Source organism: Variovorax xiamenensis (assembly GCF_050916385.1).
Taxonomy (GTDB): domain Bacteria; phylum Pseudomonadota; class Gammaproteobacteria; order Burkholderiales; family Burkholderiaceae_C; genus Variovorax.
In genome coordinates, this window is sequence record NZ_CP139038.1 from 5,751,425 (window position 1) to 5,771,191 (window position 19,767).

Sequence of the window (19,767 nt, forward strand, 5' to 3'; positions counted from 1 at the left end):
AGCCTTCACATCAAGTCGACGACCCCGCGCGCACGGCGGACATTTGTTGCTTTTTCCGCCCCGCCCTTTCTGGACGTAGGGCTATCTTTTCAATAGCACCGCGCGGATTTTCAGGCGATTCGGCGAGCCTCAGTGGCTGCTGCAGCCGTGCCCGCTCTTCTCGATCATCGGCGCATCGCGATCGACGCCCGCCTCGGCGAGCCGGCGCTCGTAGTCGGCCCACAGCTCGGCCTGCTTCTCGCCCAGTTCGTAGAGCAGGTCCCACGAGTAGATGCCCGTGTTGTGGCCATCGCTGAAGGTCGGCTGCACGGCGTAGTTGCCCACGGCTTCGAGTTCGACGAGCTCGACCTCGCGCTTGCCCGTCTGCAGCACTTCCTGGCCCGGGCCGTGGCCCTGCACTTCGGCCGAGGGCGAATAGATGCGCATCAGCTCGAAGGGAATGCGGAAGGTCGCGCCATCGGAGAAGCCCACTTCGAGCACGCGCGACTGGCCGTGCACGGTGATCGATTGCGGCGTCGGTGCGCCCGGTTTCAAGCCTGCCATCAGAAACTCCTGTTGCCCAGGCGTTCGATCATCGCAGCCTCGGCGGCCGGCAGGCGAGCGGCGATGCTCGCCTCCTGCGCGGCATCGCGTTCGTGCTGCACCGGTGCCCAGACCGATCCGGGGAAGTGGCTGTCTGTCGAGAAGCGCGCGATGACGTGCCAGTGCAGGTGCGCCACCATGTTGCCGAGCGCGGCGAGGTTGATCTTCGCCGGGTTCAGGTGCTCGCGCAGGCATTGCTCGACCACCGTCACAGCCTCCATGCACAACGCACGGTCGGCAGCATCGAGGTCCGAGAACTCGCGCGCATGGTCGCGCCACACGACGCGATAGAAGGCCGGAAAGCCCGCCTCCTCCGCATGGATCACGCGCAGCTTCGCGCCCTCGAACACGAGGCGGCCACCGGCCTCCTCGCACAGCACGCAGCCCTGGACCTTCGTCATACCAGCACCCGTTCGATGCCGCCCTGGTTGGCGGCATCCACGTAGTTCGGCATCCAGTCCTCACCCAAGATCTTGTTGGCCATCTCGACCACGATGTAGTCGGCTTCGAGCAGGCCGTTGTTCAGGTCGTTGCCGTAGCGCGAGAGGCCCTGCAGGCAGCTCGGGCAGCTGGTGAGGATCTTCACGTTGTCCTTCTCGCCGACCTTGCCGGCCTCGCGCAGCGCGGCCTCGCCCTTCTTCAGCTCTTCTTCCTTGCGGAATCGGATCTGCGTGGAGATGTCGGGCCGCGACACGCCCAGCGTGCCCGACTCGCCGCAGCAGCGGTCGTTCTTGAGCACGTTGTCGCCGACCAGCGCCTTCACCGTCTTCATCGGGTCCTGCTGCTTCATCGGCGAATGGCAGGGGTCGTGGTACAGGTAGCCGCCACCGGTCGCATCGGCGAGCGTGATGCCCTTTTCGAGCAGGTACTCGTGGATGTCGATGATGCGGCAGCCCGGGAAGATCTTGTCGAACTGGTAGCCCTGCAGCTGGTCGTAGCAGGTGCCGCAGCTCACCACCACCGTCTTGATGTCGAGGTAGTTGAGCGTGTTGGCCACTCGGTGGAAGAGCACGCGGTTGTCCGTGATCATCTTCTCGGCCTTGTCGAACTGGCCGCTGCCGCGCTGCGGATAGCCGCAGCACAGGTAGCCCGGCGGCAGCACGGTCTGCACGCCAGCATGCCAGAGCATCGCCTGCGTGGCCAGGCCCACCTGCGAGAACAGCCGCTCCGAGCCGCAGCCCGGGAAGTAGAAGACCGCCTCCGTCTCGGAGGTGGTTGCCTTCGGGTTGCGGATGATCGGCACGTAGTCCGCGTCCTCGATGTCGAGCAGCGCGCGCGCCGTCTTCTTCGGCAGGTTGCCCGGCATCTTCTTGTTGATGAAGTGGATCACCTGCTCCTTGACGGGAGCCGGCCCCAGCGAGGCCGGCGGTGCCGAGGTCTGCTTCTTCGCGAGGCCGCGCAGCAGGTCGTTGGCCAGGCGCTGCGCCTTGAAGCCCACGCCCACCATGCCCGCGCGCACCGCCTTGATGGTCTGCGGATTGGTCGCGTTCAGGAAGAACATCGCGGCCGCGTTGCCGGGACGGAAGCTCTTCTGGCCCATCTTGCGCAGCAGGTTGCGCATGTTCATCGACACGTCGCCGAAGTCGATCTTCACCGGGCAGGGCGTGAGGCACTTGTGGCACACCGTGCAGTGGTCGGCCACGTCCTCGAACTCTTCCCAATGCTTGATGCTCACGCCGCGCCGCGTCTGCTCTTCGTAGAGAAAGGCCTCCACCAGCAACGAGGTCGCGAGGATCTTGTTGCGCGGGCTGTAGAGCAGGTTGGCGCGCGGCACGTGCGTGGCGCACACCGGCTTGCACTTGCCGCAGCGCAGGCAGTCCTTCACGCTGTCGGCAATGGCGCCGATGTCGCTCTGCTGCATGATGAGCGACTCGTGCCCCATGAGGCCGAAGCTCGGCGTGTAGGCGTTGGTCAGGTCGGCATGAAGCGTCTCGGGCTTGCCGGCGGGCGCGCGCAGCAGCTTGCCCTTGTTGAAGCGGCCCTCGGGGTCGACCTTGGCTTTGTATTCGGTGAAGGGGCGCAGCTCCTCGTCGCTCAGGAACTCGAGCTTGGTGATGCCGATGCCGTGCTCGCCCGAGATCACGCCGTCGAGGCTGCGCGCCAGCGCCATGATGCGCACCACCGCGGCATGCGCGGTCTGAAGCATGTCGTAGTTGTCGCTGTTGACGGGGATGTTGGTGTGCACGTTGCCGTCGCCCGCGTGCATGTGCAGCGCGACCCACACGCGGCCCTTGAGCACGCGCTTGTGGATGGCCGTGCACTCGGCCAGGATCGGCGCGAACTCGGCGCCCGTGAAGATGGCCTGCAGTGGCTGGCGCAGCTGGGTCTTCCAGCTCGCGCGCAGGGAGTGGTCCTGCAGTTGCGGGAAGAGCGCGTCGACATCCGTCAGCCAGCCTGCCCACAGCGCGCGCGTTTCCTGCACCAGCGTCACGGCCTGCGCGACGCGGTCTTCCAGCAGCTCGGCCGCGGGAATCTCGTGCGCGTCGTCGGTCTTGCCCAGCGGCAGGTTGCCGCGCGTGAGGAAGGCTTCGAGCTCGTCGGTGAGCGCGAGCTTGTTCTGCAGCGACAGCTCGATGTTGATGCGCTCGATGCCGTCGCTGTACTCGGCCATGCGAGGCAGCGGGATCACGACGTCTTCGTTGATCTTGAAGGCGTTGGTGTGGCGGCTGATGGCGGCCGTGCGCTTGCGGTCGAGCCAGAACTTCTTGCGCGCCTCGGGGCTGATCGCGATGAAGCCTTCGCCGCTGCGCGAGTTGGCGATGCGCACCACTTCCGAGGTGACGCGGGCCACCGCATCGGCGTCGTCACCGGCGATGTCGCCGAACAGCACCATCTTCGGCAGGCCGCCGTGCGTCTTCGACTTGGTGGCGTAGCCCACGGCCTTCAGGTAGCGGTCGTCCAGGTGCTCCAGGCCGGCCAGCAGCACGCCCGAGCGCTTCTGCTCGGCGAACATGAAGTCCTTGATCTCGACGATGCTGGGCACGGCGTCCTTGGCGTTGCCGAAGAACTCCAGGCACACGGTGCGCGTGTGCGCCGGCATGCGGTGCACCACCCAGCGGCAGCTGGTGATGAGGCCGTCGCAGCCTTCCTTCTGGATGCCGGGCAGGCCCGAGAGGAACTTGTCGGTCACGTCCTTGCCGAGGCCTTCCTTGCGGAAGGTGCGGCCCGGAATTTCGAGGCGCTCGTTGCGCAGCTTGGTCCTGCCGTCGGCGGCGTAGTACTGCAGCTCGAACACGGCGCTGTCCACGTCGTGGATCTTGCCGAGGTTGTGGCCGATGCGTGTGACCTCGAGCCATTCGGCCTGCGGCGTCACCATGCGCCACGAGGCGAGGTTGTCGAGCGCCGTGCCCCACAGCACGGCCTTCTTGCCGCCCGCGTTCATGGCCACGTTGCCGCCGACGCACGAAGCCTCGGCGGAGGTCGGGTCGACCGCGAAGACGAAGCCTGCGCGCTCGGCCGCATCGGCCACGCGCTGGGTGACGACACCCGCCTCGGTCCAGATGGTCGGGACGGGGTCGGCCAGTCCGGGCAGCGCGACATGCTCGACCTCGGTCATCGCCTCGAGCTTCTCGGTGTTGATGACGACGCTGTTCCAGGTCAGCGGGATGGCGCCGCCGGTGTAGCCGGTGCCGCCTCCGCGCGGGATGATGGTCAGGCCCAGTTCGATGCAGCCCTTCACCAGCAGGGCCATCTCGGCCTCGCTGTCGGGGCACAGCACGACGAAGGGGTACTCCACCCGCCAGTCGGTGGCGTCGGTGACGTGGGCCACGCGCGAGAGGCCGTCGAACTTGATGTTGTCCTTGGCGGTGAGCCGGCCCAGCACGCGGTTGGCCTTGCGGCGCAGGGCGGCGACGTCGCGGAACTTGGTGTCGAAGGCGGCAACCGCATCGCCCACGAGGCTGGTGAGCTCGCCCACGAGCTGGTCGCGCGGCAGGTCGCTGTCGGGGGTGCGGCGCTTCTGCACCTCGGCCAGGCGGTGCCTGAGGGCATCGACCAGCTGGCCGCGGCGGCGGGGGTTGTCGAGCAGGTCGTCGACGAGGTAGGGGTTGCGCTGGACCACCCAGATGTCGCCCAGCACCTCGTAGAGCATGCGCGCCGATCGGCCGGTGCGGCGCTCGGCGCGCAGGGTCTGGAGCAGTTCCCAGCCGCGTTCGCCCAGAAGGCGAATCACGATCTCGCGATCGGAGAAGCTGGTGTAGTTGTACGGGATCTCGCGCAGTCGTACAGGCTCTGCGGCCTGCGACAACAGCGTATTCAACGCGGTCGGAGCATTCATCGGGTGGGGCGCCTCGGCCGGGCGCTGCGCGCCCATAGCCGGGCTGGGGATTTTATTGCAGCGCCTGGGGTCTTGCCTCGTGGCGGGGGTTGCGGCCTTGTGCTAGGCGCAACTTCCCGCGCATCGCGGCCCTGCTCCCGCCCGTGCGCCCCGGCTCAGAACAGCACGCGGCTGCGAATCGTCCCGTTCACCTTCGCGAGCTTCTCCAGCGCCAGGTCGGAAGAGGCCGCGTCGATGTCCATCACCACGTAGCCGATCTTCTCGTTGGTCTGCAGGAACTGCGAGGAGATGTTGATCTGGTTGTCCGAGAAGATCTTGTTGATCTCCGACAGCACGCCCGGCACGTTGCGGTGCACGTGCAGCAGCCGGTGCTTGCCCGGGTGCGCCGGCAGCGCCACCTCGGGGAAGTTGACGGAAGACGTCGAAGTGCCGTTGTCGCTGTACTTGACCAGCTTTTCCGCCACTTCCAGCCCGATGTTGGCCTGCGCCTCCATGGTCGAGCCGCCGATGTGCGGCGTCAGGATCACGTTGTCCAGGCCACGCAGCGGCGACTGGAACTCGTCCTTGTTGCTGCGCGGCTCGACGGGGAACACGTCGACGGCGGCGCCCAGCAGCTTGCGGGCCTTCAGGGCCTCGGCCAGCGGCTCGATCTCGACCACCGTGCCGCGCGAGGCGTTGATGAGGATGGCGCCGGGCTTCATCGCCGCGATCTCCGCCGCGCCGATCATCCATTGCGTGGCCTGCGTCTCGGGCACGTGCAGCGTCACGATGTCGCTCTGCGCCAGCAGCTGGTGCAGTTCGCGCACCTGGCGCGCATTGCCCAGCGGCAGCTTGGTGACCACGTCGTAGAAGGCGACGTGCATGCCCAGCGCCTCGGCCAGCACCGACAGCTGCGCGCCGATCGAGCCGTAGCCCACGATGCCCAGCGTCTTGCCGCGGATTTCATACGCGTTCTCCGCCGACTTGAGCCAGCCGCCGCGATGCGCCACCGCGCTCTTCTCGGGCACGCCGCGCAGTAGCAGGATGGCTTCGGCGAGCACCAGCTCGGCCACCGAGCGGGTATTGGAATAGGGGGCGTTGAACACCGCCACGCCATGCTCGCGGGCGGCTTCCAGGTCGACCTGGTTGGTGCCGATGCAGAAGCAGCCGGCAGCCACCAGCTTGTGCGCTGCAGCGAAGACCTCCGCGGTGAGCTGGGTGCGCGAGCGGATGCCGAGGAAGTGCACGTCGGCGATCTTTTCCTTCAGTTCGGCATCGGGCAGCGCGCCCGGCAGCGACTCGATGTTGGTGTAGCCGGCGGCGCGCAGCACCTCCACGGCCGAGGGATGGATGCCTTCGAGCAAGAGGAACTTGATCCTGCTTTTGTCGAGGGAGGTTTTGCTGCTCATGGAGGTTCTCTTGGAAGCCCCGGCCACGGCGACAGGCTAGGCCAAAAAAGGGAGGGCGATGCTAGCATGCTGCAGCGCAGCAAGCAGGGCCAGGGAAGGCCAGTTCCTCACTGGCCAGGGGGGTTTACCCGGGTTTCTCGGCATGTGCACTCCGTGCGACAAAGCCGCAAAACCGTCACGTATGTAACCTAACATCGCCGGTTTACTTTTTCCCTACAGGAGTCTTATGCGCTTCAAGACGCTCGCCATCGCCTCTACGCTGGCTGCCGCCCTGGCCGTGCCAGCCCTCGCCCAGGCCCAGACCGAGATCCAGTGGTGGCACTCGATGGACGGCGCCCTCAACGACTGGGTCAACGACCTCGCCAAGCAGTTCAACGAGAGCCAGAAAGATTACAAGGTCGTGCCCACCTACAAGGGCGAATATGACCAGTCGATGGCCGCCGGCATCGCGGCGTTCCGTTCGGGCAACGCACCCGACATCCTGCAGGTGTTCGAAGTGGGCACCGCCACCATGATGTATTCCAAGGGCGCCATCAAGCCCGTGGCCGACGTCATGAAGGAAGGCGGCCAGAAGTTCGATCCCAAGGCCTACATCCCCGCGGTGGCCGGCTACTACACCGCCCCCAACGGCCAGATGCTGTCGTTCCCGTTCAACAGCTCGACGACGGTGTTCTATTACAACAAGGACGCCTTCAAGAACGCCGGCCTCGACCCCGAGAAGGCCCCCGCCACCTGGCCCGAAGTGGTCTCGGCGGCCGCCAAGCTCAAGGCCAGCGGCAACCAGTGCCCCTTCACCACCTCGTGGATGAGCTGGGCCCAGCTCGAGAGCTTCTCGGCCTGGCACAACACCTCCTACGCATCCAAGAACAACGGCTTCGGCGGCCTGGACGCCCGCCTGGAGTTCAACTCGCCGCTGCACGTGCGCCACTTCGAGAACCTGTCGAACATGTCCAAGCAGGGCCTGTTCGTCTACAAGGGCCGCGCCAGCAAGCCGATCACCTCGTTCACCTCGGGTGAATGCGCGATGTTCATCGGCTCGTCGGGCAGCTACGCCAGCGTGAAGCGCGACGCCAAGTTCAAGTTCGCCGAATCGGCGCTGCCCTACTACCCGGACGTGCAGGGCGCTCCCCAGAACACCATCGTCGGCGGCGCCAGCCTCTGGGTGATGTCGGGCAAGCCGGCCGCCAACTACAAGGGCGTGGCCGCGTTCTTCGCCTTCCTGTCGAGCCCCAAGGTCCAATCGGAAAGCCACATGCGCACCGGCTACCTGCCGATCACCACGGCCGCCTACGAGCTGACCGAGAAGACCGGCTTCTACAAGGAAAACCCGGGCACCGACGTCGCGGTGAACCAGATGATCAAGAAGACCACCGACAAGTCGCGTGGCGTGCGCCTGGGCAACCTGCCCCAGATCCGCGCCATCGAGGACGAGGAAACCGAGCTGATCTGGACCGGAAAGAAGACCCCGAAGGAAGCCCTGGACAGCGCCGTGAAGCGCGGAAACGAACTTTTGGTGAAATTCCAGGCCGCAAACAAGTAAGCTCCGCACCCGGGCCGGCGCGAACGAATGTTCGTTTCGGTTCGTTTTACCCGCCACAAGCCAGGCTGCCCGGTGCAGTCCTGGCTGTTTGCTTATTTAGTGTGTCTGTGACCTGAGCGCTCCCTACCCATGGAAAAACGCGTCATCTTTCGTTCGAACTGGCTGCCCTGGGCATTGCTGGCGCCGCAGCTGATCATCGTCGGCGTCTTCTTCTTCTGGCCCGCCGGCCAGGCGCTGGTGCAGTCGCTGCAGCAGCAGGACGCCTTCGGCACGTCGATCACATGGGTCGGTTTCGACAATTTCGCGACGCTGTGGAACGACAGCACCTACATGGCCTCGTTCCACACCACCATCGTCTTCTCGGTGCTGGTGACGGTCCTGGGCCTGAGCATCGCCCTGCTGCTGGCGGTGTTCGCCGACCGGGTGGTGCGCGGCACGCGCTTCTACCGCAGCGTGCTGATCCTGCCGTACGCGGTGGCGCCGGTGGTCACGGGCCTGCTGTGGTCGTTCATGTTCTCGTCCTCCATCGGCATCGTTTCCTACACCCTGCGCAAGATGGGCTTCAACTGGAACCACCTGCTCAATGGCGACCACGCCATGGCCCTGGTCGTGATGGCCGCGGTCTGGAAGCAGATTTCCTACAACTTCCTTTTCTTCCTCGCCGGCCTGCAGTCGATCCCCAAGTCGCTGATCGAGGCCGCCGCGATGGACGGCGCCCGCCCCATGCGCCGCTTCTGGACCATCCAGTTCCCGCTGCTGACGCCCACCACCTTCTTCCTGCTGGTGATCAACATGGTGTACGCCTTCTTCGACACCTTCGCGATCATCGACGCCACCACCCAGGGCGGCCCCGGCAAGGACACCTCCACGCTGGTCTACCGCGTGTATTTCGACGGCTTCCGCGGCATGGACTTCGGCGGCGCCGCGGCCCAGTCGGTGGTGCTGATGGTGATCGTCATCGCGCTGACGGTCGTGCAGTTCCGCTACGTCGAGAAGAAGGTGCAGTACTGATGACCGCCCCGATGCAACCCCTCCTCGCCCTTCCCTTCGCCGCGACCACGGAGGCCCGCCATGGTTGAGCGCCGTCCCTCCCTGGGCATCCTCGCGCACGCGATCATGATCATCGGCGTGCTGCTGGTGATGTTCCCGATCTACCTGGCCTTCGTCGCCTCCACGCACACGCCGCAGGAAATCATGCAGGCGCCGATGCCGATCCTGCCCGGCAGCAACTTCTGGGAAACCTACAAGGCTGCGCTGACCGGCGGCGGCCGCACGAGCGCCAACGTGTCGGTCGCGCGGATGATCTGGGTGAGCACGGTCATCACCCTCGTCATCACCTTCGGCAAGATCAGCATCTCGCTGCTGTCGGCCTTCGCGGTGGTGTATTTCCGCTTCCCGCTGCGCGGCCTGTGCTTCTGGCTGATCTTCATCACGCTGATGCTGCCGGTCGAGGTGCGCATCGGCCCGACGTACCAGGTCGTGGCCGACCTCGGCATGATCAACAGCTTCGCCGGCCTGTCGGTGCCGCTGATCGCCTCGGCGACGGCCACCTTCCTGTTCCGGCAGTTCTTCCTCACGGTGCCCGACGAACTGGTCGAGGCCGCGCGCGTCGACGGCGCGGGGCCGATGCGCTTCTTCAAGGACATCCTGCTGCCGCTGTCGAAGACCAGCATCGCCGCGCTCTTCGTGATCCAGTTCATCTACGGCTGGAACCAGTACCTGTGGCCGCTGATCGCCGCCACCAGCGAGGACATGTACCCGATCGTCGTCGGCATCAAGGCCATGATCGGCAACGGCGAGTCGCCGGTGGACTGGAACGTGGTGATGGCCACCGCCGTGCTGGCGATGCTGCCGCCCGCGGTGGTCGTGGTGCTCATGCAGAAGTGGTTCGTCAAGGGCCTGGTCGATACCGACAAATAAAAACGCTGAACGAAAAAAATGGCTGCTATTTCCCTACGCAACGTCATCAAGCGCTACGGCCACGGGCCCAAGGCCAACCAGGTCATCCACGGCGTGAGCGCCGAGATCACCGACCACGAATTCATCGTCATCGTCGGCCCCTCGGGCTGCGGCAAGTCCACGCTGCTGCGCATGGTGGCCGGCCTCGAGGAAGTCTCCGCCGGCGAGATCGCGATCGGCAACAAGGTGGTGAACAACCTGGAGCCCTCCGAGCGCGACATCGCCATGGTGTTCCAGAACTACGCGCTCTACCCGCACATGAGCGTGTTCGCGAACATGGCCTACGGCCTGAAGATCGCGAAGGTGCCGGCGGCCGAGATCAAGGCGCGCGTCGACAAGGCCGCGAAGATCCTCGAGCTGGGCCACCTGCTGGAGCGCAAGCCGCGCGAGCTTTCCGGCGGCCAGCGCCAGCGCGTGGCCATGGGCCGCGCGATCGTGCGCCAGCCGCAGGTGTTTTTGTTCGACGAGCCGCTGTCGAACCTCGACGCCAAGCTGCGCGCCCAGACCCGCCTCGAGATCCAGAAGCTGCACCGCGAGCTCGGCATCACCTCGCTGTTCGTCACGCACGACCAGGTCGAGGCCATGACGCTGGCCCAGCGCATCATCGTGATGAACGGCGGCGTGATGGACCAGTTCGCCACGCCCGAGGAGGTGTACTCGCGCCCCGCCACCACCTTCGTCGCGAGCTTCATCGGCTCGCCGCCGATGAACCTGCTGAAGCATGCGCCGGGCGTACGCCCGGGCCAGATCCTGGGCATCCGCCCCGAGCACCTGAAGCTCGACGAGAGCGGCTGGTCGGTGCAGGTCGAGCAGGTCGAGCTGCTGGGCGCCGAACGGCTGGTGTACGGCCGCATCGGCGACGAGCAGATCATCATGCGCACCGACGAGGCCGACCATCCGCCGGTCACGGGCGACACGGTGAAGATCGCCGCGCGCGAAGACAAGCTGCACTGGTTCGACGCCGGCTCCGGCAAGCGCGCTGATTGATGCTCGCCCCCAGGCTGCGCGCACTTCGTGTCGCTTCGCCAACCCCCTGCCGGGGGCGGCACCGGCGGCCCGGCAAAGCCGGTTCCGCGGTGCCCCACGAAGAAACCGGGGCCTCACTCAAGGAATGATCATGAAATCCTGGCCCTACCCTCGCTGGGTCGCGCACCGCGGCGCCGGCAAGCTCGCGCCCGAGAACACGCTTGCGGCCTTCCGGCTCGGCGCATCGCACGGCTACCGCATGTTCGAGTGCGACGCCAAGCTCAGCGCCGACGGCGTGGTCTTCCTGATGCACGACGCCACGCTCGATCGCACCACCAGCGGCCGCGGCACCGGCGGCGCGCAGCCATGGAGCGCGCTGGCGCAGCTCGACGCGGGCGGCTGGCACTCGCGCGCCTATGCGGGCGAGCCGCTGCCCACGCTGGAGAACCTGGCGCGCTTCTGCCTGGCCAACGAATACCAGCTCAACATCGAGATCAAGCCCACGCCCGGCACCGAGCGCGAGACCGGCGAAGTCGTGGCCCGCGAAGCGGCCCGCCTGTGGCAGGGCGCGGCCGTGCCGCCGCTGCTCACGTCCTTCCAGGTCGAGTCGCTCAAGGGCGCACAGGCGGTGCAGCCCGACCTGCCCCGGGGCCTGCTGCTCGACAAGCTCTGGGATGGCTGGCTCGAAGCGGCCAGGCAGCTCGGCTGCGTCGCCATCGTCTGCAACCACGCGCTGTGGGACGCCACCGTGGTGGCGCTGGTGCACGAAGCAGGCATGCGCGCGCTGAGCTACACGGTGAACGACGACTGGGCCGCCCAGCGGCTGATCGACCTGGGCACCGACGGCATCATCACCGACCGGGTCGACCTTTTCAGTCCCGCCGGCTGAGGCCGCGAAGGCCGCGAAGGGCCGGGCTATGCAGGCTGCACTTGTGCACTTGCCTTACCGGTCTTTACGAAATGGCGGCTTCTATGATGCGGCCATGAGTTGGACCCTACGCTTCGCGAGCTTCTGCCTCGCGGCCCTGTTCATCTGCGGCGCCGCCCAGGCGCAGCCCGACCTCGGCACCGGCGGCAACAGCGCCGCCGCGGCCGCGGCAGCGCCCGCCCCCACGGTGGCCGAGCTGCGCGCGCAGTTCACCAAGCTCAGCACCGCCGCCGAGACCGACGAGGACGCGCGCAAGCTGCTCGCGCAGATCAACGACATCGGCGTGCAGGCCGACAAGTTCGTCACCGCGCGCACCGGGGAGCTGGCCGACCTGAACGCCAAGCTCGGCGAGCTCGGCAACCCGCCCGCCACCGGCGCCACCGAAGACCCCGACATCACCCGCCAGCGCGCCCGCCTGACCAAAGAGCGCAACGCGCTGGATGCCGACATCCGCCTCGCGCGCCTGCTGTCGGTCGACGTGCGCCAGCGCGGCACCGAACTGGTCACGCAACGGCGGGCGCTCTTCGAGGCGCAGCTCACCGAGCGCGCGGCATCGCCGCTGACCACCGAGTTCTGGAGCGACCTGCGCGAGGCCTGGCCCGACGACTTGGCCCGGCTGCAGGCGATGGCTTCTTCGGTGAACGACGGCCTGGTGGCCGCCACCCAGCCCGAGACCCGCCTGACGGTGATCGCCGCGCTGATCGGCGCGCTGCTGCTCGCGGTGTTCGGCAACTGGGCGGCCGAGGCCCTGCTGGTGAAGCTGGCGGCGCGCTTCCTGCCGGCGGGGCGGCTGCGGCGCTCGCTGCTGGTGATCGGCATCGTCGCCAGCCACATGCTGCTGGTGGCCGTGGCGGCGCACGGCTTCGTCGAGGTGCTCAAGGAGTTCGCCACCTGGGAGCCGCAGGCGCGCAAGGTGCTGAATTCGACGGCGCAGGCGCTGGTGTTCATGGCTTTCGTGATCGGGCTGGGCCGCGGGCTGCTGGCCACGCGCCGGCCCTCGTGGCGGCTGCCGCCCATTCCCGACGCCATGGCGACCCGGCTTGCCGCCCTGCCCTGGCTGGTGGCCCTGGTGGCCGTGCTGGCGTGGACACCAGCCGAGGTCAACGCGCTGATCGATGCGAGCTTCGCGGCCGTGGTGGCCACGCACGTGCTCACGGCGCTGGTGCTGACGGCGCTGGTCGGCTCTGTGCTCTACCTCGTGAAGCCGCTGCGCGCCGACGCGGCCGAGGCCGGCCTGCCCGAGCGGCCGATGTGGGTCGGCCTGCTGGTGGCGCTGATCGGCATGCTGATGATCGCCATCTGGGTGCTGGTGGGCCTAGGCTACGTGGCGCTCGCGAGCTTCCTGGCCTCGCAGCTGGCCTGGAGCGGCATCGTCGCGGCCGCGTTCTACGTGCTCTTCAAGTTCGCGGACGACGTGTTCATGGCCACGGTGTCCTCGCGCGCCGGCTTCGGCCAGCGGCTGCAGAAGAGCTTCAACCTCGCGCCGCAGACGCTGGACCAGGCCGCCACGGTGCTGTCGGCGCTCAGCCGCGTGGCGCTCTTCTTCTACATGCTGGTGGCGCTGGCCGCGCCGCTGGGCACCGGGCCGGGCGAGGTGTTCCAGCGCGGCGGCAAGATCGGCACCGGCATGAAGGTGGGCGAGTTCCAGCTGGTGCCGGGCGCGATCCTGAGCGCCGTCGGAGTGGCCGTGGTGGGCTTCATCCTGCTGCGGATCTTCAAGCGCTGGCTCGCGGGCAGCTACCTGCCGAACACCAAGTTCGAGCCGGGCATGCAGAGCTCCATCACCACGCTGCTGGGCTACGTGGGCGGCATCCTGGTGATCGCCTTCTCGCTGTCGGCGCTGGGCATCGGCATCGAGCGCATCGCGTGGGTGGCGAGCGCGCTGTCGGTGGGTATCGGCTTCGGCCTGCAGGCCATCGTGCAGAACTTCATCTCGGGGCTGATCCTGCTGGCCGAGCAGCCGGTGAAGGTGGGCGACTGGGTCGTGCTGGGCACGGCCGAGGGCGACGTGCGGCGCATCAACGTGCGCGCCACCGAAATCCAGCTGGGCGACCGCTCGACGCTGATCGTGCCGAACTCGGAGTTCATCACCAAGACCGTGCGCAACATGACGCTGGCCAACGCCGAGGGCCGCGTGCTGATCCGCCTGCCGATGCCGCTGACCACCGACGCGCAGCGCGTGCGCGAGCTGATCCTCGCGGCCTGCAAGGCGCACGAAGGCGTGCTGGAAACTCCGGCGCCCTCGCTCACGCTCGAGGGCATCGAGAACGGGCTGCTGATCTTCCAGGCGATCGCCTACGTGGCGAGTCCGCGGCTGGCGGGCGGCGTGCGCAGCGACCTGCTGTTCACGATCCTCGACGACCTGAAGAAGGCCTCGCTGCCGCTGGCGGTGCCGACGATGGTGATGGCCGCCGCACCCGAAGTGCCCGCCGCGCCGGCGGCCGTGCCTTCGTCGCCCGCCTCGCCGATCCCGGGCGTACCGCCGGCCTGAGCAGGCCGGCCGTTCACTCCAGCGGCAGCGCGGTGGTGAACTTGATCTCGTTGAGGCACACGCTCGAGCGCACCGCCGACACGCCGGGCATGTGCATCAGCGTGTGCATCAGGAACTGCGAGAGTGCCTCCAGGTCGTGCGCGACGACCTTGAGCACGTAGTCGAAGTCGCCCGTCACCGAATAGCACTCCAGGATCTGCTTCATGTCGGCGATCAGGTCCTGGAACTTGGGCAGCTCGTCGACGTGGCCGCGCGCCATGGTCACGTGGATGAAGGCGATCACGCCCAGCCCGATGTGGCGCGCGTTCAGCCGCGCCGCGTAGCCGTGGATGAGCCCCAGCTCCTCCAGCCGGCGATGGCGCCGCAGGCACTGGGCGGGCGAGAGGTTGGCCACCTCCGCCAGCTCCAGGTTGGAGGCCCGGCCGTGGGCCTGCAGGTGCTCGAGAATCTTCCGGTCGATCCGGTCCAGTGCGATGTCATGCAATTTCTTCTCCCTTTGCACCAAGTCGATGCAATTTTATGGCGCAAAGCGGGGTAAGCCCGAGGCTTTCATGCACCTTAATTGTGCAAAGTACGATCTAGACTTCGAGCCGCCCGGACCGCATGCCGCGATGTCCAGCCGCTGAATCCCTTGCCGCCGGCACCCGCCGGCGGCTTCAGACGCATCCATTCCCCACCCGGAGACCCTTTCCCGTGAAAAACGCTTTGCTTCGCACCCCCTTCAGCGCAGTGGCCCTGGCCCTCGGCATGCTGGCCGCCGCGCCTTCGTTCGCGGCCGACACCAAGTCGGTGGCCGTGACCGCCATCGTCGAGCACCCGGCGCTGGACGCGGTGCGCGACGGCGTGAAGGCCGAGCTGAAGGCCTCGGGCTACGAGGAAGGCAAGAACCTCAAGTTCACCTACCAGAGCGCGCAGGGCAACGTGGGCACCGCCGCCCAGATCGCCCGCAAGTACGTGGGCGACCAGCCCGACGCGATCGTCGCCATCGCCACGCCGTCGGCGCAGGCCGTGGTGGCCGCCACCAAGAGCATTCCGGTGGTGTACTCGGCGGTCACCGACCCGGTGGCGGCCAAGCTGGTGAAGAGCTGGGAGCCCACGGGCACCAACGTGACGGGCGTGTCCGACCTGTCGCCGCTGGAAAAGCACATCGCCCTCATCAAGCAGGTGGTGCCCAATGCCAAGCGCGTGGGCGTGATCTACAGCCCCGGCGAAGCCAACTCGGTGGCCATCGTCGACTCGCTCAAGAAGGCCGCTTCGGCCGCCGGCATGACCGTGGTGGAAGCCGCGGCCGCTCGCACGGTGGACGTACCGACCGCCGCGCAGAGCCTGGTCGGCAAGGCCGACGTGATCTACACGCCCACCGACAACAACGTGGTCTCGGCCTTCGAGGGCATCGTGAAGGTGGCGCAGCAGGCCAAGCTGCCGGTGGTGGCGGCCGACACCGCCACCGTCGAACGCGGCGCCGTGGCCGCCCTGGGCCTGAACTACACCGACATCGGCCGCCAGACCGGCAAGGTCGTGGTGCGCATCCTCAAGGGCGAGAAGCCCGGCGCCATCGCCTCGCAGACCAGCGCCAACTTCGAACTGGTGGTAAACCCCGGCGCCGCCAAGCTGCAGGGCGTGACGCTGTCCGACGAGCTGCTGAAGACCGCCAAGGTCGTGAGCACGAAGTAAGAAGCCGCCGGCTTTCCGCTTTTTCCCATGTCGCTCATCGCTTCGCTGGGCGCCATCGAGATCGGCCTGATATTCGGGCTGGTCGCGCTGGGCGTCTTCCTGTCGTTTCGCATCATCAACTTCCCCGACCTCACGGTGGACGGCAGCTTCCCGCTGGGCGCCGCCGTGGCCGCGACGCTGATCGTCGCGGGCTGGAACCCGGTCGCCGCCACCGCGGTGGCCTGCGTGGCCGGCGCCGCCTCGGGCTGGGTCACGGCCTGGCTCAACGTGAAGCTGAAGATCATGCAGCTGCTCGCGAGCATCCTGGTGATGATCGCGCTGTACTCCATCAACCTGCGCGTGATGGGCAAGCCCAACGTGGCGCTCATCACCGAACCCACCGTGTTCAGCATGGCCAGCTTCGGCGGCATGCCCGAACAGTGGGCCAAGCCGCTGTTGCTGCTGCTGATCGTGATCGTGGCGAAGATCCTGGTCGACATGTTCTTCGCCTCCGAAGCCGGCCTGGCGATGCGCGCCACCGGCGGCAACGCGCGCATGGCGCGGGCCCAGGGCATTTCGACCGACTTCCACACCATGGCGGGGCTGGCGCTTTCGAACGCGCTGGTGGCGCTGGCCGGCGCGCTGTTCGCGCAGAGCCAGGGTACGGCCGACATCTCGATGGGCGTGGGCACGATCGTGATCGGCCTGGCGGCAGTGATCATCGGCGAGACGCTGATACCGGCGCGAAGCATGATCATCACCACGCTGGCCTGCATCATCGGCGCGCTGCTCTACCGCTTCTTCATCGCGATGGCGCTGAACACCGACTTCATGGGCCTGCAGGCGCAGGACCTGAACCTGGTGACCGCCGTGCTGGTGGCCTTCGCGCTGCTGGTGCCCGCCTACAAGCGCAGGCTGGGTGGCCTGTTCAAGGGGAAGAACTGATGCTGCGCGCCCAACAACTCGAGATGACCTTCAACCCGGGCACGCCTATCGAGAACCGCGTGCTGCGCGGGCTCAGCCTGGAGATTCCCACCGGCCAGTTCGTCACCGTGATCGGCTCGAACGGCGCGGGCAAGTCGACCTTCCTGAATGCGGTGAGCGGCGACCTGATCGTCGACAAGGGCCGCATCGAGATCGACGGCAAGGACGTGACGCGCATGAACGCCTGGCAGCGCTCGGGCATGGTGGCCCGCGTGTTCCAGGACCCGATGGCCGGCACCTGCGAGGCGCTGACCATCGAGGAGAACATGGCGCTGGCCTGGAAGCGCGGCGAGCGCAGGGCCTTCGGCTTCGCGCTCAACCGCAACCTGCGCGAGCTGTTCCGCGAGAAGCTGTCGATCCTGAAGCTGGGGCTGGAGAACCGCCTGGCCGACCGCATCGGCCTGCTCTCTGGCGGGCAACGGCAGGCGGTGAGCCTGCTGATGGCATCGCTAAAGCCCTCGCGCATCCTGCTGCTTGACGAGCACACGGCCGCGCTCGACCCCAAGACCGCCGCCTTCGTGCTGGAGCTCACGGCCAAGATCGTCGAGGCCGGACAGCTCACCGCGATGATGGTGACACACAGCATGCGCCAGGCGCTGGACTACGGCTCGCGCACGGTGATGCTGCACGAGGGCCAGGTGATCCTCGACGTGGCCGGACCGCAGCGCTCGGGGCTCGACGTGCCCGACCTGCTTCGCATGTTCGAGCAGACCCGCGGCGAGAAGCTGGACGACGACAAGCTGCTGCTGGCCTGATGGAGCCGGACGCCGTCCTCGTGCGCGGCATGCGCGCCGACGACCTCGACGCGGTGCTCGCGATCCAGCTCGCGTGCTACGGCGCGGGCTTCGTGGAAGACGGCGCGCTGATCGCGAGGCGCCTTTGCGCCGCGCCGCACACGGGATGGGTGGTGGAGCATCGGGGCGGCGTGCGGGCTTACCTGGCGGGCTATCCGTCGGTGGCCGGCAAGCTGACGCCGCTGCACGGCGAGTTCGAAGTGGCGCAGCGGCCCGATTCGCTCTACCTGCACGACCTGGCGGTGGACCCGGGCGCCTCGGGCCTTGGGCTGGGCCCCCGGCTGGTGCGCCATGCCTGGGCCCATGCGATGCAAGCCGGCTGGCGGCATTCGACGCTGGTGTCGGTGCAGTCGTCGGTGGGTTTCTGGCAGCGGCAGGGCTACGAGGCCACGCTGCCCGACGGTCCGGCGCAAGAGGCCCGCCTGGCCACCTATCCGGGCGAATCGGTCTACATGATCCGCCGGCTGGACTAAGGAAGGCCGGCCCTCAGCGGCGCCAGCCGCGCATCGCCAGCCACTGGACGACGCCGCAGACCACGACGAGCGCGGCATAGGTCGCCATCGCCCCGTCGCGCCCGAACGCCACCAGCCCGACAACCAGCACCCCGACGCCGGCGGCGAAGGTCAGCGCGAACTGAACCCACCAGCGCGGAACGCCGGCGCGTGCGCCGCCCAGGAAGCGCCCGGCAAAGGCCAGCACCATGGCCAGGAAAGCCGCGGGTGCTACAAAATTAAGCAGGTGGTTCAGGAGGGCCGGCAGGTCCATCGGAGGGGGTTGCGCACTCGCCGGATCATGCGTCCGGGGTTATGGCTGTCATAGGGAAAGCCATTTGTCCCCTGGCCAGCCTCGTGCGGCTGCTGATTTTATAATCATGGGCATGTCAGTCTGGGCCCTCGGCTTGAACCACACGACCGCGCCGCTCGATCTGCGCGGTCGTTTCGCGTTCGCGCTCGACCAGATCGCCCCCACGCTGCAGAGCCTGCGCAGTTCCTTCGCCTCCGGCCGCCATCCCCAGGTCGAGGCCGCGATCATCTCCACCTGCAACCGCACCGAGATCTATTGCGCCTCGGAGCACGCCGCGCTCGACCACACCTTCGGCTGGCTCGCGCAAAGCGGCGGCGTGGCCCCCGCCCTGCTGCGCTCGCACGCCTACACCCTGCACGACGGCGACGCCGCCCGCCATGCCTTCCGCGTGGCCAGCGGGCTCGATTCGATGGTGCTGGGCGAAGCCCAGATCCTCGGCCAGATGAAGGACGCCGTGCGCGCCGCCGAAACGGCCGGCGCCCTCGGCAGCACGCTGAACCAGCTGTTCCAGCGCTCCTTCGCGGTGGCCAAGGAAGTGCGCACGGCCACCGAGATCGGCGCCCACTCCATCAGCATGGCCGCCGCCGCGGCGCGACTGGCCGGCCAGCTCTTCGAAGACCTGCGCAAGACGCGCGTGCTGTTCGTCGGCGCGGGCGAGATGATCGACCTCGCGGCCACGCACTTCGCCGCCAAGGAACCGAAGGCCATCGCCATCGCCAACCGCACGCTCGAGCGCGGCGAGAAGCTGGCCTCGCGCTTCGGCGGCGAGGCGATGCGGCTGGCCGACCTGCCCGCGCGGCTGGCCGAATTCGACATCGTGGTGAGCTGCACCGCCAGCACGCTGCCGATCATCGGCCTGGGCGCCGTGGAACGCGCGCTCAAGGCACGCAAGCACCGCCCGATGTTCATGGTCGACCTGGCCGTGCCGCGCGACATCGAGCCCGAAGTGAAGGCGCTCGAGGACATCTACCTCTACACCGTCGACGACCTCGCCCAGGTGGTGCAGCAGGGCCAGGCCAACCGCCAGGCCGCCGTGGCGCAGGCCGAAGTGATCATCGACGCCGGCGTGCAGAGCTTCATGCACTGGCTGGGGCAGCGCGGCACCGTGCCGCTGATCCAGCAGCTCAACGCGCAGGCCGACGAGTGGCGCGCCGCAGAGATGGCGCGCGCGCGCAAGCTGCTGGCCAAGGGCGAATCGGTCGAGGCCGTGCTCGAGGCCATGTCGCGCGGCCTCACGCAGAAGATGATGCACGGCGCGATGGCCGAGCTGCACGCGGGCGATGCCGCCTCGCGCGAGCAGACGGCGCAGACGATCTCGCGCCTGTTCCTGCGCAAAGAGCGTTAGCGGCGCTCGTCCGCTGCCCGGCTCCAGAGGCCGCGGCTTTCATGCGCATCGCCGCTG

General features: G+C 67.5%; 17 protein-coding genes. 11 read left to right on the forward strand and 6 right to left on the reverse strand.

The annotated features are described in order from the left end of the window. Window positions 1-129: 129 nt before the first annotated feature. The 4 genes from SFB74_RS26255 to serA all read right to left on the reverse strand — a co-directional run bounded on the left by SFB74_RS26255 (window position 130) and on the right by serA (window position 6,246). Entirely contained in the window at window positions 130-543 is a 414-nt protein-coding gene (locus SFB74_RS26255) for a gamma-butyrobetaine hydroxylase-like domain-containing protein (protein ID WP_432727288.1), read from the reverse strand. Further along, on the reverse strand, window positions 543-983 hold the full coding sequence (locus SFB74_RS26260; RefSeq protein WP_432727289.1) for an HIT family protein: 441 nt from the start codon (window positions 981-983) through the stop codon (window positions 543-545). The genes SFB74_RS26255 and SFB74_RS26260 overlap by 1 nt, the downstream gene beginning before the upstream one ends. Then, window positions 980-4,858, reverse strand: coding sequence for a DUF3683 domain-containing protein (locus tag SFB74_RS26265; protein ID WP_432727290.1), 3,879 nt, complete (start codon window positions 4,856-4,858; stop codon window positions 980-982). The genes SFB74_RS26260 and SFB74_RS26265 overlap by 4 nt, the downstream gene beginning before the upstream one ends. A 155-nt stretch (window positions 4,859-5,013) precedes the next feature. Then, the gene (gene serA, locus SFB74_RS26270; protein WP_432727292.1) at window positions 5,014-6,246 is read right to left on the reverse strand and encodes a phosphoglycerate dehydrogenase; all 1,233 of its coding nucleotides are present in this window, start codon (window positions 6,244-6,246) and stop codon (window positions 5,014-5,016) included. A gap of 226 nt (window positions 6,247-6,472) precedes the next feature. On the opposite strand from serA, the gene ugpB reads away from it, so the two are divergent. The 6 genes from ugpB to SFB74_RS26300 all read left to right on the forward strand — a co-directional run bounded on the left by ugpB (window position 6,473) and on the right by SFB74_RS26300 (window position 14,130). Then, on the forward strand, window positions 6,473-7,786 hold the full coding sequence (gene ugpB, locus SFB74_RS26275) for a sn-glycerol-3-phosphate ABC transporter substrate-binding protein UgpB (protein ID WP_432727293.1): 1,314 nt from the start codon (window positions 6,473-6,475) through the stop codon (window positions 7,784-7,786). A 129-nt stretch (window positions 7,787-7,915) separates the two neighbouring features. Next, window positions 7,916-8,797, forward strand: a complete 882-nt coding sequence (gene ugpA, locus SFB74_RS26280; RefSeq protein ID WP_432727294.1) for a sn-glycerol-3-phosphate ABC transporter permease UgpA — start codon at window positions 7,916-7,918, stop codon at window positions 8,795-8,797. Window positions 8,798-8,857: 60 nt separating this feature from the next. Further along, window positions 8,858-9,706 carry a sn-glycerol-3-phosphate ABC transporter permease UgpE gene (gene ugpE, locus SFB74_RS26285; RefSeq protein WP_432727295.1) on the forward strand — a complete coding sequence of 283 codons (849 nt, stop codon included), beginning with the start codon at window positions 8,858-8,860 and terminating at the stop codon, window positions 9,704-9,706. A gap of 18 nt (window positions 9,707-9,724) precedes the next feature. Continuing rightward, on the forward strand, window positions 9,725-10,732 hold the full coding sequence (gene ugpC, locus SFB74_RS26290; RefSeq protein WP_432727298.1) for a sn-glycerol-3-phosphate ABC transporter ATP-binding protein UgpC: 1,008 nt from the start codon (window positions 9,725-9,727) through the stop codon (window positions 10,730-10,732). A 124-nt stretch (window positions 10,733-10,856) separates the two neighbouring features. Continuing rightward, window positions 10,857-11,600 (forward strand): glycerophosphodiester phosphodiesterase, encoded by a 744-nt coding sequence (ugpQ, locus tag SFB74_RS26295; protein ID WP_432727300.1) that lies wholly within the window; start codon window positions 10,857-10,859, stop codon window positions 11,598-11,600. A gap of 94 nt (window positions 11,601-11,694) precedes the next feature. Beyond that, window positions 11,695-14,130, forward strand: a complete 2,436-nt coding sequence (locus tag SFB74_RS26300; RefSeq protein WP_432727302.1) for a DUF3772 domain-containing protein — start codon at window positions 11,695-11,697, stop codon at window positions 14,128-14,130. A gap of 13 nt (window positions 14,131-14,143) precedes the next feature. On the opposite strand, the gene SFB74_RS26305 is transcribed toward SFB74_RS26300, so the two are convergent. Next, entirely contained in the window at window positions 14,144-14,614 is a 471-nt protein-coding gene (locus SFB74_RS26305; RefSeq protein WP_093198292.1) for an Lrp/AsnC family transcriptional regulator, read from the reverse strand. Window positions 14,615-14,877: 263 nt separating this feature from the next. Here SFB74_RS26305 and SFB74_RS26310 point away from each other — a divergent pair, with 263 nt between their 5' ends. Genes SFB74_RS26310 through SFB74_RS26325 form a run of 4 tightly spaced genes read left to right on the forward strand, consistent with a single transcriptional unit; the run spans window position 14,878 to window position 18,034 of the window. After that, the gene (locus SFB74_RS26310; protein ID WP_093198495.1) at window positions 14,878-15,804 is read left to right on the forward strand and encodes an ABC transporter substrate-binding protein; all 927 of its coding nucleotides are present in this window, start codon (window positions 14,878-14,880) and stop codon (window positions 15,802-15,804) included. A gap of 27 nt (window positions 15,805-15,831) precedes the next feature. Beyond that, a complete protein-coding gene (locus tag SFB74_RS26315; protein WP_432727304.1) occupies window positions 15,832-16,728 on the forward strand; it encodes an ABC transporter permease in 897 nt (298 codons plus the stop codon). Continuing rightward, on the forward strand, window positions 16,728-17,522 hold the full coding sequence (locus SFB74_RS26320; RefSeq protein WP_093198297.1) for an ABC transporter ATP-binding protein: 795 nt from the start codon (window positions 16,728-16,730) through the stop codon (window positions 17,520-17,522). The genes SFB74_RS26315 and SFB74_RS26320 overlap by 1 nt, the downstream gene beginning before the upstream one ends. Continuing rightward, window positions 17,522-18,034, forward strand: a complete 513-nt coding sequence (locus SFB74_RS26325; protein ID WP_432727306.1) for a GNAT family N-acetyltransferase — start codon at window positions 17,522-17,524, stop codon at window positions 18,032-18,034. The genes SFB74_RS26320 and SFB74_RS26325 overlap by 1 nt, the downstream gene beginning before the upstream one ends. A gap of 13 nt (window positions 18,035-18,047) precedes the next feature. Here SFB74_RS26325 and SFB74_RS26330 read toward each other — a convergent pair whose 3' ends face one another. Then, window positions 18,048-18,326 carry a hypothetical protein gene (locus SFB74_RS26330; protein ID WP_432727308.1) on the reverse strand — a complete coding sequence of 93 codons (279 nt, stop codon included), beginning with the start codon at window positions 18,324-18,326 and terminating at the stop codon, window positions 18,048-18,050. A gap of 112 nt (window positions 18,327-18,438) precedes the next feature. On the opposite strand from SFB74_RS26330, the gene hemA reads away from it, so the two are divergent. After that, the gene (gene hemA / locus SFB74_RS26335) at window positions 18,439-19,710 is read left to right on the forward strand and encodes a glutamyl-tRNA reductase (protein WP_432727310.1); all 1,272 of its coding nucleotides are present in this window, start codon (window positions 18,439-18,441) and stop codon (window positions 19,708-19,710) included. The last annotated feature ends 57 nt before the right edge of the window (window positions 19,711-19,767 follow it).

What these genes read in the sequence shown, in the direction of transcription:
- SFB74_RS26320 (WP_093198297.1), top strand. Translation starts at nt 16,728, where the DNA reads ATGCTGCGCGCCCAACAACTCGAGATGACCTTCAACCCGGGCACGCCT.
- SFB74_RS26255 (WP_432727288.1), bottom strand. Translation starts at nt 543, where the DNA reads ATGGCAGGCTTGAAACCGGGCGCACCGACGCCGCAATCGATCACCGTG.
- SFB74_RS26330 (WP_432727308.1), bottom strand. Translation starts at nt 18,326, where the DNA reads ATGGACCTGCCGGCCCTCCTGAACCACCTGCTTAATTTTGTAGCACCC.
- SFB74_RS26260 (WP_432727289.1), bottom strand. Translation starts at nt 983, where the DNA reads ATGACGAAGGTCCAGGGCTGCGTGCTGTGCGAGGAGGCCGGTGGCCGC.
- serA (WP_432727292.1), bottom strand. Translation starts at nt 6,246, where the DNA reads ATGAGCAGCAAAACCTCCCTCGACAAAAGCAGGATCAAGTTCCTCTTG.
- ugpQ (WP_432727300.1), top strand. Translation starts at nt 10,857, where the DNA reads ATGATCATGAAATCCTGGCCCTACCCTCGCTGGGTCGCGCACCGCGGC.
- ugpA (WP_432727294.1), top strand. Translation starts at nt 7,916, where the DNA reads ATGGAAAAACGCGTCATCTTTCGTTCGAACTGGCTGCCCTGGGCATTG.
- ugpC (WP_432727298.1), top strand. Translation starts at nt 9,725, where the DNA reads ATGGCTGCTATTTCCCTACGCAACGTCATCAAGCGCTACGGCCACGGG.
- SFB74_RS26325 (WP_432727306.1), top strand. Translation starts at nt 17,522, where the DNA reads ATGGAGCCGGACGCCGTCCTCGTGCGCGGCATGCGCGCCGACGACCTC.
- SFB74_RS26265 (WP_432727290.1), bottom strand. Translation starts at nt 4,858, where the DNA reads ATGAATGCTCCGACCGCGTTGAATACGCTGTTGTCGCAGGCCGCAGAG.
- hemA (WP_432727310.1), top strand. Translation starts at nt 18,439, where the DNA reads ATGTCAGTCTGGGCCCTCGGCTTGAACCACACGACCGCGCCGCTCGAT.
- SFB74_RS26310 (WP_093198495.1), top strand. Translation starts at nt 14,878, where the DNA reads ATGCTGGCCGCCGCGCCTTCGTTCGCGGCCGACACCAAGTCGGTGGCC.
- ugpE (WP_432727295.1), top strand. Translation starts at nt 8,858, where the DNA reads ATGGTTGAGCGCCGTCCCTCCCTGGGCATCCTCGCGCACGCGATCATG.
- SFB74_RS26300 (WP_432727302.1), top strand. Translation starts at nt 11,695, where the DNA reads ATGAGTTGGACCCTACGCTTCGCGAGCTTCTGCCTCGCGGCCCTGTTC.
- ugpB (WP_432727293.1), top strand. Translation starts at nt 6,473, where the DNA reads ATGCGCTTCAAGACGCTCGCCATCGCCTCTACGCTGGCTGCCGCCCTG.
- SFB74_RS26315 (WP_432727304.1), top strand. Translation starts at nt 15,832, where the DNA reads ATGTCGCTCATCGCTTCGCTGGGCGCCATCGAGATCGGCCTGATATTC.